The organism is Pseudarthrobacter sp. WHRI 8279, from assembly GCF_040224115.2.
Taxonomy (GTDB): domain Bacteria; phylum Actinomycetota; class Actinomycetes; order Actinomycetales; family Micrococcaceae; genus Arthrobacter.
On record NZ_CP168162.1, the window covers coordinates 3,771,280 to 3,786,399 of the forward strand.

General features: G+C 66.0%; 15 protein-coding genes. 11 read left to right on the plus strand and 4 right to left on the minus strand.

Annotated features, from left to right (window positions below):
• Positions 1–59: 59 nt before the first annotated feature.
• On the minus strand, positions 60–914 hold the full coding sequence (locus ABRP28_RS17280; protein WP_350001270.1) for an alpha/beta hydrolase: 855 nt from the start codon (positions 912–914) through the stop codon (positions 60–62).
• Between the two features lie 104 nt (positions 915–1,018).
• Here ABRP28_RS17280 and lysS point away from each other — a divergent pair, with 104 nt between their 5' ends.
• The 10 genes from lysS (at position 1,019) to ABRP28_RS17330 (ending at position 12,077) form a co-directional block, all read left to right on the plus strand.
• Positions 1,019–2,551, plus strand: a complete 1,533-nt coding sequence (lysS, locus tag ABRP28_RS17285) for a lysine--tRNA ligase (protein ID WP_350001268.1) — start codon at positions 1,019–1,021, stop codon at positions 2,549–2,551.
• Between the two features lie 2 nt (positions 2,552–2,553).
• Positions 2,554–2,733 (plus strand): hypothetical protein, encoded by a 180-nt coding sequence (locus tag ABRP28_RS17290; protein WP_066273147.1) that lies wholly within the window; start codon positions 2,554–2,556, stop codon positions 2,731–2,733.
• Between the two features lie 134 nt (positions 2,734–2,867).
• Positions 2,868–3,200, plus strand: a complete 333-nt coding sequence (locus ABRP28_RS17295; RefSeq protein WP_350001266.1) for an Lsr2 family protein — start codon at positions 2,868–2,870, stop codon at positions 3,198–3,200.
• Positions 3,201–3,528: 328 nt separating this feature from the next.
• Positions 3,529–6,021 carry an ATP-dependent Clp protease ATP-binding subunit gene (locus ABRP28_RS17300; RefSeq protein ID WP_104185679.1) on the plus strand — a complete coding sequence of 831 codons (2,493 nt, stop codon included), beginning with the start codon at positions 3,529–3,531 and terminating at the stop codon, positions 6,019–6,021.
• Positions 6,022–6,448: 427 nt separating this feature from the next.
• Positions 6,449–8,569 (plus strand): prolyl oligopeptidase family serine peptidase, encoded by a 2,121-nt coding sequence (locus tag ABRP28_RS17305; RefSeq protein WP_350001264.1) that lies wholly within the window; start codon positions 6,449–6,451, stop codon positions 8,567–8,569.
• 183 nt (positions 8,570–8,752) lie between these two features.
• Positions 8,753–9,262, plus strand: coding sequence for an amino-acid N-acetyltransferase (locus ABRP28_RS17310; protein ID WP_231455765.1), 510 nt, complete (start codon positions 8,753–8,755; stop codon positions 9,260–9,262).
• 245 nt (positions 9,263–9,507) lie between these two features.
• Positions 9,508–10,509 (plus strand): dihydroxyacetone kinase subunit DhaK, encoded by a 1,002-nt coding sequence (gene dhaK / locus ABRP28_RS17315; RefSeq protein WP_350001261.1) that lies wholly within the window; start codon positions 9,508–9,510, stop codon positions 10,507–10,509.
• 2 nt (positions 10,510–10,511) lie between these two features.
• Positions 10,512–11,144: a dihydroxyacetone kinase subunit DhaL gene (gene dhaL / locus ABRP28_RS17320; protein ID WP_350001259.1), complete on the plus strand. Its 633-nt coding sequence runs from the start codon at positions 10,512–10,514 to the stop codon at positions 11,142–11,144.
• Positions 11,141–11,833: a dihydroxyacetone kinase phosphoryl donor subunit DhaM gene (gene dhaM, locus ABRP28_RS17325; protein ID WP_350001255.1), complete on the plus strand. Its 693-nt coding sequence runs from the start codon at positions 11,141–11,143 to the stop codon at positions 11,831–11,833. The genes dhaL and dhaM overlap by 4 nt, the downstream gene beginning before the upstream one ends.
• Positions 11,834–11,900: 67 nt before the next feature.
• On the plus strand, positions 11,901–12,077 hold the full coding sequence (locus ABRP28_RS17330) for a hypothetical protein (RefSeq protein ID WP_350001253.1): 177 nt from the start codon (positions 11,901–11,903) through the stop codon (positions 12,075–12,077).
• A 52-nt stretch (positions 12,078–12,129) separates the two neighbouring features.
• On the opposite strand, the gene ABRP28_RS17335 is transcribed toward ABRP28_RS17330, so the two are convergent.
• The 3 genes from ABRP28_RS17335 to ABRP28_RS17345 all read right to left on the minus strand — a co-directional run bounded on the left by ABRP28_RS17335 (position 12,130) and on the right by ABRP28_RS17345 (position 14,180).
• The gene (locus ABRP28_RS17335; protein ID WP_350001251.1) at positions 12,130–12,618 is read right to left on the minus strand and encodes a hypothetical protein; all 489 of its coding nucleotides are present in this window, start codon (positions 12,616–12,618) and stop codon (positions 12,130–12,132) included.
• 118 nt (positions 12,619–12,736) lie between these two features.
• Positions 12,737–13,168 carry a DUF3592 domain-containing protein gene (locus ABRP28_RS17340; RefSeq protein WP_350001250.1) on the minus strand — a complete coding sequence of 144 codons (432 nt, stop codon included), beginning with the start codon at positions 13,166–13,168 and terminating at the stop codon, positions 12,737–12,739.
• A 76-nt stretch (positions 13,169–13,244) separates the two neighbouring features.
• The gene (locus ABRP28_RS17345; protein WP_374152881.1) at positions 13,245–14,180 is read right to left on the minus strand and encodes an A/G-specific adenine glycosylase; all 936 of its coding nucleotides are present in this window, start codon (positions 14,178–14,180) and stop codon (positions 13,245–13,247) included.
• 192 nt (positions 14,181–14,372) lie between these two features.
• Here ABRP28_RS17345 and ABRP28_RS17350 point away from each other — a divergent pair, with 192 nt between their 5' ends.
• Positions 14,373–15,059 (plus strand): hypothetical protein, encoded by a 687-nt coding sequence (locus tag ABRP28_RS17350; RefSeq protein WP_350001248.1) that lies wholly within the window; start codon positions 14,373–14,375, stop codon positions 15,057–15,059.
• Positions 15,060–15,120 lie beyond the last annotated feature (61 nt).

Sequence of the window (15,120 nt, forward strand, 5' to 3'; positions counted from 1 at the left end):
GCTTCAAGGCACCCTAACCCTGCATATCTGGACAAAAACTCGGCCCGGAGGGGCTGTGCTTAGCCCTTGAAATACTCCGAGATGTCCGTCACCAGTTCATCAACGGCGGCCGGGATGGAACCGTGGAAGCCCTTGGGGGAGAGCTCGTACGTGCTGCCGGGGACGGCGGCGTGCAGGCGCTCGGCTGTTGCCTTGTAATAGCTGGGGCTCTTGCCGCCCGCCATGAAGTGGGTGTTGGCGGGAAGCACGCTGAAGTCCCTGGCATGGTCCGCCTCCTTGTAGGCAGCCCGCAGCTCGCCCACGCCGCTGGGCATGACCTCGCGGAACATCTTGTTGACCTTGGTCCTGGACAGCACGGCCATCAGCCCGGCAAGTACAGGCTCGGGGATCTTGGACATCGCCGAGCCGGCGCTCGTGGCCTTCTTCATGTGGGCCAGGGCATGCCCCACCCTGCCGTTGTTCACGGCGTCCTCGAACCCGTCCAGCCAGCCGGTGTCGATGCTGCCGTCGATATTGACGGCGGGATCGTACACCGCGAGCTTGTCCGGCACATAGGCGGTTCCGGTGAACTCCTGGACGGCGTTCAACGCCACCGAACCGCCCAGGCTGTGGCCTAGGATGTTCCGGGCGCCGGTGGCATCCAGGACGGTGCGGACATCCGCGATCTCGGTGGCCATGGAGTAGTCGGCGGGCTGCCCGGAGGAGCTGCCGCGGCCCCGGCGGTCGTACACGTCCACGGCCCATCCTTCGCCCAGGCCGTTTGCCAGCGCCTCGGAAAACGGCCGGTAGATCAGGGCAGTCAGGAAGGCGCCCCCGATCACCAGCACGCGGCGCTCTCCCGGGGCATCCTCGGTGCCGTAGCTGTACAAAGCCAGCCGGCCGCCGTCGTGCGTTGGAAGTACCTGTTCTTTCACCACCCCATCCTAGGCGGGACTGCGCGGCCGTCCCGGGCGCGGCGGGGACCGGGCGGGTTGCGCCCGGATCCGGCGTACCCGAAGTCCCGGTAAACTTGGGGATTGTGACTTCCCAAAACACCCCCGCGCCCAAGAACGCCCCAGAGCCCCTCGACGCCAGCGAGCAGATGCGGATTCGCATGGAGAAGCGGGCCAAACTTCTTGAGCGCGGCGCCGAGGCGTACCCGGTGGGTGTGGAACGGACGCATTCCCTCGCCGAGGTCCGGGAAAAGTACGCCCACCTCGAGGCGGATGACACCACCGGAGACATCGTGGGCGTCACCGGACGCGTCGTCTTTGTCCGCAACACCGGAAAGTTGTGCTTCGCCACTCTCCAGGAGGGCGGTACCGACGGCAAGGGAACCCGGCTGCAGGCCATGCTCAGCCTCGCCAACGTGGGTGAGGAAGCGCTCGCCGACTGGAAGGCGCTGGTTGACCTCGGGGACCACGTGTTCATCAAGGGCGAGGTCATCTCCTCCCGCCGCGGCGAGCTCTCGGTCATGGCGGAATCCTGGTCCATGGCCTCCAAAGCCCTCCGCCCCCTGCCGGTGCTGCACGCCGAACTGAACGAGGAAACCCGCGTCCGCCAGCGCTACGTGGACCTGATGGTCCGCGATGAAGCCCGCGAAATGGTCTACACCCGCGCAGCCATCACCCGCTCCATCCGCGAGACGCTTTTCCGCCACCGCTACGTCGAGGTGGAAACCCCCATCCTGAACCTTGTCCACGGCGGTGCCCTGGCCCGCCCGTTCGAGACCCACATGAACGCCTTCGACCAGAAGATGACCTTGCGCATCGCCACCGAGCTGTACCTTAAGCGCGCCGTGGTGGGCGGAATCGACCGCGTCTACGACATGGGCAGAGTGTTCCGCAACGAGGGCGTGGACTCGACCCACAGCCCCGAGTTCACCACCCTTGAGTGCTACGAGGCGTGGGCAGACCAGTTCGTCATGGCCGAACGCATCAAGGAGATCATCCTCGACGCCGCCGACGCCGTGGGTGCCGGACGCGTCCTGCAGACAGAGGCGGGGGAGATCAACCTCGACGGCGAGTGGGCCTGGCTTGCCGTCTACCCGGGGCTTTCCGACGCCGTTGGCCAGGAAGTGACACCGGAGACGCCGCTTGAGGTGCTTCGCGAGATCGCCGACAAGCACGAGGTCAAGGTGGACCCGAAGTGGGACGCCGAGAAGCTTGCCGTTGAACTGTTTGGCGAGATCGTGGAACCAACGCTGCTGAACCCCACCTTCGTGTACGACTACCCGCCGTCGGCCCAGCCGCTGGCCCGCCCGCACCGGGAGGACGGCCGGCTGATCGAGGCCTGGGACCTCATCATCGGCGGCATGGAACGCGGCACGGCCTTCTCCGAGCTGATCGACCCCGTTATCCAGCGCGAAAGGCTCACCGAGCAGTCACGCCACGCCGCCGCCGGTGATGACGAGGCAATGCAGCTGGACGAGGACTTCCTGCGGGCGCTGGAGTACGGCGCTCCGCCCATGGGCGGAATCGGCCTGGGCATCGACCGGCTGGTCATGCTGTTCACCGGCGCCGGAATCCGCGAAACCATCCTCTTCCCGCTCCTCAAGCCGGAAGGACACTGACCATGGAATACGTGGCCGTCCTCCTCCCGTCCATTGTGGTGGGCCTGCTTTTCTGGTTCGCCATGAAATCGATCTTCAATGCGGACAAGGCCGAGCGCCAGGCCGAGGCCCAGGCCCAGGCAGAAGCTGAAACCCGGACTGCGGCACCCGTTGACCGGCCTGACCCGGAATCGAATAGATAAACCCCCGGACTTTCTTGCCAATATCCACTGGAACCATTCGGTACTTTGACGCGTTGCCCTAAAAAGAGTCATACTTTTTAGGAAACATCCTGCTTTTCTGAAAACCGAACCCATTCCAAAAGGAAGTCTTTTAAATGGCACAGAAAGTAAACATCATCCTCGTTGATGATCTGGATGGGGGATCCGCAGACGAGAATGTGAAGTTTGGCCTTGACGGGGTCAACTACGAGATTGACCTTTCGGCGTCAAACGCCGCCGAGCTCCGCTCTTCGCTTGAGCGGTTTGTTGGAGCCGCACGGAAATCGTCGGGCGGGGGCCGGGCCGTCCGAAGCAAAGCGGCAGCCAGCGGCCGCAGTCACGATTCTGCCCAAATAAGGCAGTGGGCGCGTGAAAACGGCTACACGGTTAACAGCCGCGGCCGAATTCAGGCCGAAATCCAGGAAGCCTACCAAAAGGCAAATTCCTAGTTCCGCCCAAGGCTCCGGTAAGCCCTGCTTCCCAACAACGGGGAAGCGGGGCTTTTTCCGTTCCCAGACTTAAGGCTGCTTTGCGGCGGGGACCGGCAATTCGGTTTTAACGGCTTCCATGTTTCAAAGGCTTCCGGTGGTGGCGGGTGTGCGTGCCCTGCCCGGCAGGAGTAGCCGGCGGGGCTGTCCGGAAGCCGGCGGGGGCACCCGCGGACGGCCCGCCACCGTATTCCCGAAACCACCACGGTTTCCCCTGTGGCGAACACGCTCCACAACCAGTGGCCAGCCACGTAGCATCAAAGTACGTCGTAGCTAGGAGTGTGGCGAAATGTTTGAGCGATTTACGGACCGTGCCCGTCGCGTAGTTGTGCTTGCCCAAGAAGAGGCACGCATGCTGAACCACAATTACATCGGTACCGAACACATCCTCTTGGGTCTGATCCATGAGGGTGAGGGTGTTGCCGCCAAAGCTCTTGAGTCCTTGAGCATTTCGCTCGACGGCGTTCGCGAGCAGGTGCAGGAGATCATCGGGCAGGGCCAGCAGGCGCCGTCCGGCCACATCCCCTTCACCCCCCGTGCCAAGAAGGTGCTGGAGCTCTCGCTGCGCGAAGCCCTCCAGCTGGGCCATAACTACATCGGCACGGAGCACATCCTGCTGGGCCTCATCCGCGAGGGTGAGGGCGTTGCCGCCCAGGTGCTGGTCAAGCTCGGCGCCGACCTGAACAGGGTCCGCCAGCAGGTCATCCAGCTCCTTTCGGGCTACCAGGGCAAGGAGACCACCGGCGCAGGCGTCGGCTCCGGCCAGCCTGAGGGTGCACCTGCAGGATCCGTCGTCCTGGACCAGTTTGGCCGCAACCTGACCCAGGCTGCGCGCGAAAACAAGCTGGACCCGGTCATCGGGCGCGAGCAGGAGATGGAACGCGTCATGCAGGTCCTCTCCCGCCGTACCAAGAACAACCCGGTCCTGATCGGTGAGCCGGGCGTCGGCAAGACGGCCGTCGTCGAGGGCCTTGCCCAGGCGATTGTCCGCGGCGACGTCCCCGAGACCATCAAGGACAAGCAGCTCTACACCCTGGACCTCGGTTCGCTGGTGGCAGGCTCGCGCTACCGCGGTGACTTCGAAGAGCGCCTGAAGAAGGTCCTCAAGGAAATCCGCACCCGCGGGGACATCATCCTCTTCATCGACGAGATCCACACCCTGGTGGGTGCCGGTGCCGCCGAAGGCGCAATCGATGCTGCCTCCATCCTGAAGCCCATGCTGGCCCGCGGTGAGCTGCAGACCATCGGCGCCACCACACTGGATGAGTACCGCAAGCACATCGAGAAGGATGCTGCCCTGGAGCGCCGCTTCCAGCCGATCCAGGTCAAGGAACCCTCCGTGGCGCATGCCATCGAGATCCTCAAGGGCCTGCGTGACCGCTACGAGGCGCACCACCGCGTCACCATTACCGACGGCGCTCTTGCCTCTGCTGCCAGCCTCGCCGAGCGCTACATCTCGGACCGTTTCCTGCCGGACAAGGCGATCGACCTGATCGACGAAGCCGGCGCCCGGCTGCGCATCCGCCGCATGACCGCTCCGCCGGAGCTCAAGGCCATGGACGAGCGCATCGCCAAGCTGAAGATGGAAAAGGAGTCCGCGATTGACGCGCAGGACTTCGAAGGTGCAGCCGCGCTCCGTGACAAAGAGCAGAAGATGATCACCGAACGTGCCGAGAAGGAACGCCACTGGAAGTCCGGCGGCATGGACGACATCTCCGAGGTGGATGAGGACCTCATCGCCGAGGTGCTGGCCAACTCCACCGGCATCCCCGTGTTCAAGCTGACCGAGGAAGAGTCCTCGCGCCTGCTGAAGATGGAAGACGAACTGCACAAGCGCGTCGTCGGCCAGAACGAGGCCATCAAGGCCCTGTCCCAGGCCATCCGCCGCACCCGTGCAGGGCTCAAGGACCCCAAGCGTCCCGGTGGCTCGTTCATCTTCGCCGGCCCCACCGGCGTCGGCAAGACCGAACTCGCCAAGGCACTCGCGGAGTTCCTGTTCGGTGAAGAGGACGCCCTCATCACGCTGGACATGTCCGAGTACTCCGAGAAGCACACCGTCTCCCGGCTCTTCGGTGCCCCTCCGGGCTACGTTGGCTACGAGGAAGGCGGCCAGCTGACCGAGAAGGTCCGGCGCCGTCCGTTCTCCGTGGTGCTGTTCGACGAAGTGGAAAAGGCCCACGCGGACCTCTTCAACTCGCTGCTCCAGATCCTGGAAGACGGCCGACTGACCGACTCCCAGGGCCGCGTAGTGGACTTCAAGAACACCGTGATCATCATGACCACCAACCTCGGCACCCGGGACATCTCCAAGAGCGTTGCCACCGGCTTCCAGTCCGGCACCGACACGCAGACCGGCTACAACCGCATGCGTGCCCGTGTGACGGAGGAACTCAAGCAGCACTTCCGCCCCGAGTTCCTGAACCGTGTGGATGACGTTGTGGTGTTCCCGCAGCTCACCCAGGACGAGATCATCGAGATCGTGGACCTCTTCGTCACCCGGCTGGAGAAGCGCCTCAAGGACAAGGACATGGGCATCGAGCTCACGCCCGCCGCCAAGGTGCTCCTCGCAACCCGCGGTTACGACCCCGCCATGGGTGCCCGGCCGCTGCGCCGCACCATCCAGCGCGAGATCGAGGACCAGCTCTCCGAGAAGATCCTCTTCGGCGAGATCCACGCCGGCGACATCGTCGTAGTGGACGTGGAAGGCGAAGGTGACGACGCGAAGTTCACGTTCGCCGGCAACGCCAAGCCACGCATCCCGGAAATCGCTCCGAGCGTCTAGTTTCCACAGCCAAAGCCCCGCCACTCCACAAGGAGCGGCGGGGCTTTCGCTTTGCCCTCCGTCCCGTCAAAGCGTTGGCATCCGGCGGTCACCCGTGGCTCAGGTCTCTGCCGCGGTTCTGTCCGGTGCCGGCCATCAGAGATTTCCCGGCGCCTGCTCGTTCCTCGCTTTGACGGCGCCTACATAAATCCCTGATGCCCGGCACCTCGTGCGCGGCGGCACTCAGCGCAGGCGCCGGGGTCATTTGTGTAGCTTGCGTCAAAGCGACGAAGGAGCAGCAAGCGGCAAATGGCGCCGGTGGCGGCGCTTCCCAGCCACATACCGCTCGCGCGGGCACCAAGGTGACGCAGCCACCGCCGCTGGGAGACGCGATGTGCGTCGCCATGCCTGTTTGTGATGTGGGACACGGTCGGGTTGAATCGGGGGCATGGCTAACTTGGAACCGGCGATCCCGGATGAGCAACCTTTGACCCCTTTTCATGATTTGGACCACTACCTGTCCATCCCGCGGGTGAGTGGACTGGCTTTGAGCCCGGACGGCCGGCGCCTGGTCACTACCGTGGCCACGCTGAACGGCAAGGGCACCGAATTCGCCACCGCCCTGTGGGAGTTGGATCCCGCGGGCCAGAAGCAGGCGCGACGGATCACCCGCAGTGCCAAAGGCGAGGCCGGAGCGGCCTTCGCGGCCAGCGGCGATGTCTACTTCACGTCGGCGCGGCCGGACCCGGACAGTCCGGAAGGCGACCCCGTGAACGCGCTGTGGCTGCTTCCTGCGGATGGCGGCGAGGCCCGGGTGGTGCTGAACAGGCCGGGTGGCGTGGGCGCTGTGATGACCGCCAAGGCGGCGGACGCCACGTTCGTTGTCGCGGAGGTCCTGACGGGGTCGGCGGATGAGGACGACGACGCCGAACGGCGCAAGTCCCGCAAGGACAACAAAGTTTCCGCCATCCTGCACAGCGAGTATCCGGTCCGCTACTGGGACGCTGACCTGGGGCCGGGCCAGCCCCGCATTTTCGCCGTCGAGCAGGGAACCGACAAGGCGCCTGGCAAGCCGAACACCGTGGATGCCTCGGCGCCCTTGGCGCTCCGGAACCTCACGCCCGATGCCGGGCCCAGGCTCCGGGAAGCCGAGACGGCGGTGAGCCCCGACGGCAAGACCATCTACGCGAGCTACACCAGACCGCTGGCCAAGGCTGACAGCCGCAGCATCCTGGTTGCCGTGGATGTGGCTTCCGGGAGCACCAAGGTGCTTCTGGACGAGGAAGGCATGAGCTACTTCCCTGGGCCCGTCAGCCCGGACGGCAGCACCCTGGCAGTGGTCAGCGAAAGCGACACCACGCCGCACCAGGCTCCGCAGGTCAAGCTCCACCTGCTGGATGTGTCCGGGGCGGACGGCGCTCCCGGCGGCCTTACGCCGCTCGCCCACGACTGGGACCGGTGGCCGAAACCTGCGGCATGGCTTCCTGACGGCTCCGCCCTCCTGGCCACCGCGGACGACGACGGCGCGTCGCCGGTTTTCCGGATCAGCGTCCCCGCCGCGTCGGCTCACGTTGGCGTCACCCGGGTGACGGAGGACGCCGCGGCCTATACCGACGTCGTGGTTTCCCCGGACGGGCGCAGCGCCTACGCGCTCCGGAGCTCGTATGAGTTCCCGCCCGAACCTGTCCGCATCGACCTCCAGACCGGCGAGACCACGCGCCTGCCCGCCCCCGCTGAGCGGCCGGTCCGCCCCGGCAGGCTGGAACGCATTGCGGCGACGGCGGCTGACGGGTCCCGCGTCCCGGCCTACCTGGCGCTGCCGGAAGGCGCAGCGGCGGAGTCCCCGGCGCCGATGCTGCTGTGGATCCATGGCGGGCCGCTCGGGTCATGGAATGCCTGGACCTGGCGCTGGAACCCCTGGCTGCTGACGGCCAAGGGCTACGCGGTGCTGCTGCCCGACCCGGCACTGTCCACCGGTTACGGCCAGGCCCATATCCAGCGCGGATGGGGAACGTGGGGCAGGGCTCCCTTCACCGACCTCATGGCGGTGACGGACGCCGCCGTCGAACGCCCTGACATCGACGCCGGCCGCACTGCTGCCATGGGCGGCTCCTTTGGCGGCTACATGGCCAACTGGGTAGCGGGGCAGACGGGCCGGTTCAAAGCCATCGTGACCCACGCCAGCCTGTGGGCCCTTGACCAGTTCGGTCCCACCACCGATGCTTCGCAGTACTGGCTGAAGGAAATGACGGAAGAGATGGCGCTGGAGAACTCGCCGCATCTCCATGTGGAGAACATCAGCACACCCATGCTGGTGATCCATGGGGACAAGGACTACCGGGTACCAATCGGCGAGGGGCTGCGCCTCTGGTACGAACTGTTGTCCAAATCAAAACTGGCCGCGGACCAGGACGGGCAGACCCCGCACCGCTTCCTGTACTTCCCCGACGAGAACCACTGGGTGCTCCAGCCGCAGCATGCCAAGGTCTGGTACCAGGTGGTGGAATCGTTCCTGGCAAAGAATGTCCTGGACCAGGAGCTGCCCCTGCCGGCTGAACTCGGGCTGTAAACCTGGTCATCTCCGCCTCGGAGGCTGGGGCATTTACCGCTTGCTGCTCGTGCCTCGCTTTGACGCAAGCTACATAAATGCCCCAGCCTCCTTCGCCTCGAGCCGGATGTCACGTACAGGTTGGCGCTGTACCTGGACGGCACCGTTCCTGAGCCGGGAGCGTTCGCCTCGTAGGATGGCTCTGTGACTGAGTCCTTCCACATCCGCCCTGCCCGTACCAGCGATGTCTCCGCCATCAAGAAACTGGTGGCGCCGCTGGCAGACCAGCGGATTCTGATGGCCAAGGAAACGGTGGCCTACTACGAAAGCCTGCAGGAGTTCCGCATCGCAGAGTCCAGCGACGGCGAGGTGATCGGCTGCGGAGCGCTGCATGTGATGTGGGAGGACCTCGCGGAAGTCCGCACCCTGGCCACGTCCGAGGACTGGCGCGGCAAAGGGGTGGGGCACGTGCTGGTGGAGAGCCTGCTCGAGGAGGCGCGTGCCGTGGGGGTGGCGCGCGTCTTCTGCCTGACTTTCGAGGTGGAGTTTTTCAAACGCCACGGCTTCGAGGTGATGGCGGACCAGTCCGCAGTGGATCCCGTGGTGTATTCCGAGCTCCTGCGTTCCCATGACGAGGGCGTGGCTGAGTTCCTGGACCTCGCCCGGGTCAAGCCCAACACCCTTGGCAACACCCGGATGATCCGGGTGCTCTAGGGGCATCCTCCCCAAAACGCTCTTTACGCCCCTGACCTGCGCACACTTGTTTTATTCGAATTGATGGATAAACTTATTGAGGCCGGGTTGGGGGGCCCAGGGGAAAGGGACAGTCATTGGGGGCTGTCCCTTTTCAGCGTTCCGGGCCGGACGTCCGGGCGGCTGCCGCGAACCTACCGCTGCCGGGCCTGCCGGTAGTAGGGTCAAGGTGACATTCTCCAGGAAGCAGAGCCAGGAGCACCGCCATGAAAAAACTCATCAATAACCCACGGGCCGTCGTCGAAGAATCAGTACAGGGCTTTGGCCTGGCCTATCCCGACTTGGTAACCGTCAGCACGGACCCCACGTTCATTACCCGCAAAGACGCGCCGGTGAGCGGCAAGGTGGGGCTGGTCTCCGGAGGAGGCAGCGGGCATGAACCGCTGCACGCGGGCTATGTGGGGGTGGGAATGCTCGACGCCGCCGTGCCGGGGGCGGTGTTCACCTCACCGACGCCGGACCAGATCCTTCCGGCGACCCTCGCGGCCAACTCAGGAGCCGGCGTCGTCCACATCGTGAAGAACTACACCGGCGACGTCCTGAACTTCGAAACGGCAGCCGAACTCGCGGAGGCTGAGGGCGTCAGCGTCCGCACGGTCCTGGTCAACGACGACGTCGCCGTTGAGGACTCGCTGTATACGGCCGGCCGCCGCGGCGTGGGCGGAACTGTGCTGGTGGAGAAAATTGCCGGCGCGGCCGCGGAGAGGGGCGATGGCCTCGAGGCGGTGGCGGCGGTGGGTGAACGCGTCAATGCAAATGTCCGCACCATGGGTGTGGCGCTGTCCGCATGCACCGTCCCGCACGCAGGCACGCCCAGCTTCGACCTTGCCGAGGACGAGATCGAGATCGGCATCGGCATCCACGGCGAGCCTGGCCGGCACCGGATCCCCATGGAGAACGCTGACGGCATCACCGACCGCCTGCTGGAACCTGTCCTGGCCGACCTGGGAGTCACATCCGGGGACAGGGTGCTCCTGTTCGTCAACGGCATGGGCGGCACGCCCTTGAGCGAGCTGTACATCGTCTTCCGGCGGGCGGCGCAGGTCCTGGCGGACCGCGGCGCAACGGTGGAACGTTCACTGGTGGGCAACTACATCACCGCACTGGAAATGCAGGGATGCTCCATTTCGGTCCTGAGGCTGGATGATGAGCTCACGGAACTGTGGGACGCGCCGGTGCACACGGCAGCCCTTCGCTGGGGCGTGTAGCGGTGGGGCTTGATGTTACCTGGGCCGTGAAGTGGCTGACCCTCTCCGCCCAGGCCATGGCGGAGCACCGGGTGGAGCTGATCGAACTCGACAGGGCCATCGGGGATTCGGACCACGGGGAGAACATGGACCGGGGCTTCCAGGCTGTCCTGGACAAGCTGGCTGAGGCCCCGCCGCAGACTCCCGGGGCCGCCCTGAAGCTGACAGCCATGACCCTGATGTCAAAGGTCGGCGGCGCCGCCGGGCCGCTCTATGGCACAGCTTTCCTCCGGGCCGCAACATCCCTCGGGGACGCGCCGGACATCGATCCCGCAGCCTGGGCAGGCGCCCTTGCTGCAGCCCGGGACGGCATCGTGGCACGGGGGAAGGCGGAGTCCGGAGACAAGACGATGGTGGATGCGTGGACGCCGGCCGTGGACGCCGCCCGGAAGGCCGCGACGGACGGCAACGGGGATGTCCTCACCGTCCTGGTGGCGGCGGCCGAGGCTGCCGAAGCGGGCGCCGTTGCCACTGATCCCATGGTGGCGCGGAAGGGCCGCGCAAGCTACCTGGGGGAGCGCAGCGCGGGGCACCGGGACCCCGGTGCGGCCTCGTCCGCCCTGATTCTCCGCGCAGCCGTGGGGGCCGCAGCGTGACGGTGAGCATCGTGGTGGTTTCCCACAGCGAGAAGATTGCCGACGGCGCCGCGGAACTTGCCGCGCAAATGGCGCCCGACGTCCCTGTCCTCACAGCCGGGGGCACCACGGACGGAAGGATCGGCACCAGCCTGGAGAAAGTCCTGGCCGCGCTGGACAAGGTGGACAGCGGCGGCACCGTGATCCTCACTGACTTGGGCTCGGCCGTGATGACGGCCGAATCCGCGCTCGAGTTCGCCGAGAACCCGGAAACCATGGTGCTGGCGGATGCCCCGCTGGTGGAAGGGCTGGTGGCAGCCGCGGTCGCAGCGCAGGGCGGTGCGGACATGCACGCGGTCAAGCGGGCGGCGGAATCCGTGGGCGGTCCCGCCCGCCATGCGGAGGACGCCCCGCTGAAGATGGTTGGTGAAGGCTCCGCGACCGGAAAGGGTCCGGACTTCACCGGCGACTTTGAGCTGGTCAACCAGGCGGGGATGCACGCCCGCCCCGCCGCGAAGATTGCGGGCGGACTGTCCGCGCTGGATGCGGAGGTGACGGTTAACGGGGTGGACGGGGCGTCCATGACGGGCCTGATGACCCTCGGTGCCGGCAAGGGGTCCGTGCTGCATGTGGAGGCCAGGGGCGCCGACGCGGAACGGGCGGTGAACTACGTGGGTGGACTGGTACAGGCAGGATTTGGCGAGCCGTAGGCCTCGTTTGGGTAACCGGCGGTGTGTTCCCGGGGCAGCGGCCCTCCCTGCGAATAAGCTCGATGCCATGGAACGGCCCCAGCTCGAAGACAGCCCCGCGGAAATTGAAGTACTGGAAGGGCAGACGTCCGTCGAGGAACTGCTGGCTGATCTTGGGTTCGAATGGCGGCACAGCACTCCGGCGCAGGATGCCGGATCCGCCACCGCCGGGGACGACGCTTTCGGGCAGCCGGCACTGTTCTGACCCGACCCTGCACTGCACCACACGTCGCCTGAATCAGCCTGGCCTCCAAGGGTCAGTCCTGCTGGCGCAGGCCTTCGGCGTCGAGTATTACGGTTGCGGTGATGAAGCGGCCGCACTGCTCGCCAAACGGATAGTCCCCGCGCGGACGGAATTCGACGCTGCGCACGGGCAGTGCCGTCCCGTCCGGTGCGGTTCCCGATGCTGTTACTGCCATGGGGGATTCGGTGAGGGCCTGCAGCATCAGCACCCCGTCTTTGCTGCCGTTCGGAGATGCCGTGGCGGAACAGACGCCGTCAGTGCAGCCCTGGTCGATGGATGAGCTGCCCGGGCGGAGCTCCACATCGTCCTCCGTGCACATGCCGTCCTGGCAGGCCTTCAGGTGCAGGCCAGCGACCTGCTCCGCGTAGCTGGCCGGGATCATTACCGAGACTGCGGTGGCCTGGGCGATCGCCGGGCAGGGAACCGCGCCGGGGCCGGGACCGCAGGCCGTGGCGAGTCCCGCCGTCGTGATCAATGCCAAAAGCAGCCCCTGCCTGCGCATACTTCAGCGTATGGCGCCGTGGCCGGGGCGTCCCGGGCCCAACCCAACTGATGCCCGCATTGTTATGGCCGGCGCAGCAGTGACTGCCAAACGGTAACTGGCGCAATCAGGGGCCGCGTCAGTCCATGGGGAAGATACTGATGAACCACAGTGAGGCAAGGGCGAAAACGGCGAAGAAGGGGACGACGCACCCCAGCGTGGACCGGGGCTTGGAGGAAACCTGCCGCGACTCGTTGGGGTTGGCGGGGTTGTAGGCCACCTCAATGGGCGCACCCGGCACCGGCTGGCTTGCGAATGGGACCTCTGATTCGCCGGCAAACAACGTTCCCTGCGGATCCGTGAACTGGTACATCGGAAAGTAGCGCCGGCTGCGGCTGGACCTGCCGCCTCCGTTGGTCCACCCCGCCACGCTGCCCGTGACGGTGGCCTGCACTTTGGGCCATGACGCGGCCTGCTGCTCTTCGCGTTTCGTGGTGCGCACAGCACGGACCACCGCGAACGCCGCGGCGATGACGAACAGCACCCATACGATGTACAGGATCATCTTCATGGTTCCCCCTTGTTCCAGTCACCTGAAAGTATGCCATCCAGCGCATACTTTCCGTGCCCCTGCCCCTGCCTGGTGCTCAGGCGGGAAGCCGGTAGCCGCCGTCGTGCATCTCCGCCAGGCCGTCGGCAAGCAGGCCGGCCAGCGCCCGTTCCAGCTGTTCGGGCGCGGAATTGAGCCGGTGCAGGGCGGCCAGCGGCACGCCGATTCCTGCCGGGGCAAAGCCCAGGTCGGCCGGCTCACGGAAGAACATGTCCGGCGGCACCGGGGTTTCGGCCAGCCGCAGTACGGCAACCACGGCACCGCGGACCTGCCTGTCCGTGCCGTGCCAGGCCTGCCCCTTGGGAACATACGACGGGGGCGGCTCGCCTGCCGCGCGCCATGCGCAGAGGTCGCTGACGGGGCAGGCTGCGCATTTTGGTGCCCGCGCGGTGCACACGAGCGCCCCCAGTTCCATGACCGCAGCGTTCCAGCGCACGGAGGAACCGTCGTCGGCCGGAAGGAGTGACGCGGCCAGGCGCATCTCCGCTGCGGTCAGCGCCGGGGCCGGAAGCGCGGTACCGGAAACCAGGCGCGCATGGACGCGCCTGATGTTGGTGTCCACCACGGTCTCCCGCCGGCCGTACGCGAAGGCAGCCACGGCGGCGGCTGTGTAGCTGCCCACCCCGGGAAGCGCCAGCAGTTCCGGGTACGTGTCCGGGACCCTGCCGTTATGGTCGCTGGTAATCGCCGCGGCTGCGGCGTGCAGCCTCAGTGCACGGCGCGGATACCCCAGCCGCCCCCACGAGCGCACCGCTTCCCCTGCGGGTTCTCCAGCCAGGGCCGCCGGGGTGGGCCAGCGTTTCAGCCATTCGTGCCAGACCGGCAGCACCCGGACAACGGGCGTCTGCTGGAGCATGATCTCGCTGACAAGGATGCCCCAGGGCGAACACGAGGGTTCACGCCAGGGCAGGTCGCGGGCAGTTTCGCTGAACCAGCCGTTGATACGTTCGTGCAGCAGGTCAAGGCCGGCCACGGTCTCGTCGGTACTTACAGGACCCTCAGGACCGGAAGGGCTCGCGGAAACAGCAGTGGAGGAGGATTCAGTGTCGATGCCAACACTGTAATGGATGTGTTTGGGCGGGCTGAAACGGGATGTGACCAGAGCGTCGGCGGCACGGCGGCGTGGTGGGTAAACAGAAACGGGGCTGTTCTCTAGCCTAGGAGGATGGGCAGGCAAGGCGAATCATCACCACATGGCAGGGCACCGGGATCCGGTTCCACTGCCGTCCGCAAGCCGAGCGCGGCTGTGTACCGCCGCCGTCGGCTGTTCCTGGCCGGCGCGCTCCTTTTGATCATCGCGCTGGTCAGCAGCTTCGCCGTGGCCGGTGCCTTGAGCAATAAATCCGAGCAGGCCTCGTCCACCGAGACGGGAGCGACGGCGTCTGCCGGACCTGCGGCCGGGGCTTCACCTTCGCCGTCGGCGTCCGAACCTGCGGCGACGCCCACCCCGTCCGCCACGCCCGGCTGCAACCAGAACCTGGTGACTGTTTCCGCGTCCACTGATAAGGCGGCCTACGGCCCCGGCGAAAACCCCATGCTGACGCTTAAGGTGACCAACGGCGGCACCATGCCCTGCGAAGTCAACATCGGTACCTCGCAGATGGAGTTCCTGGTGACCAGCGGCGCGGACCGGATCTTCTCCTCCCGGGACTGCCAGGCAAAGAGCGAGGACCTGGTGAAGGTCATCGCGCCGGGAGCCAGCGAGACGGCCAACTTCCCCTGGTCCCGCAACCGAAGCGTGGAGGGCTGCCAGCCCATTGAGGCCAAGCCGGGCGGAGGCGGGGCGTACTACATTTTCACGGCGAAGCTCGGGTCCAAAGCAAGCCCCAAGGCTGTCTTCCAGCTGAACTAGCATCCGCTGCTCCATAAATGCCGTTTTCAGCCTCCATAACGACGATTACGGAGCAACCGAT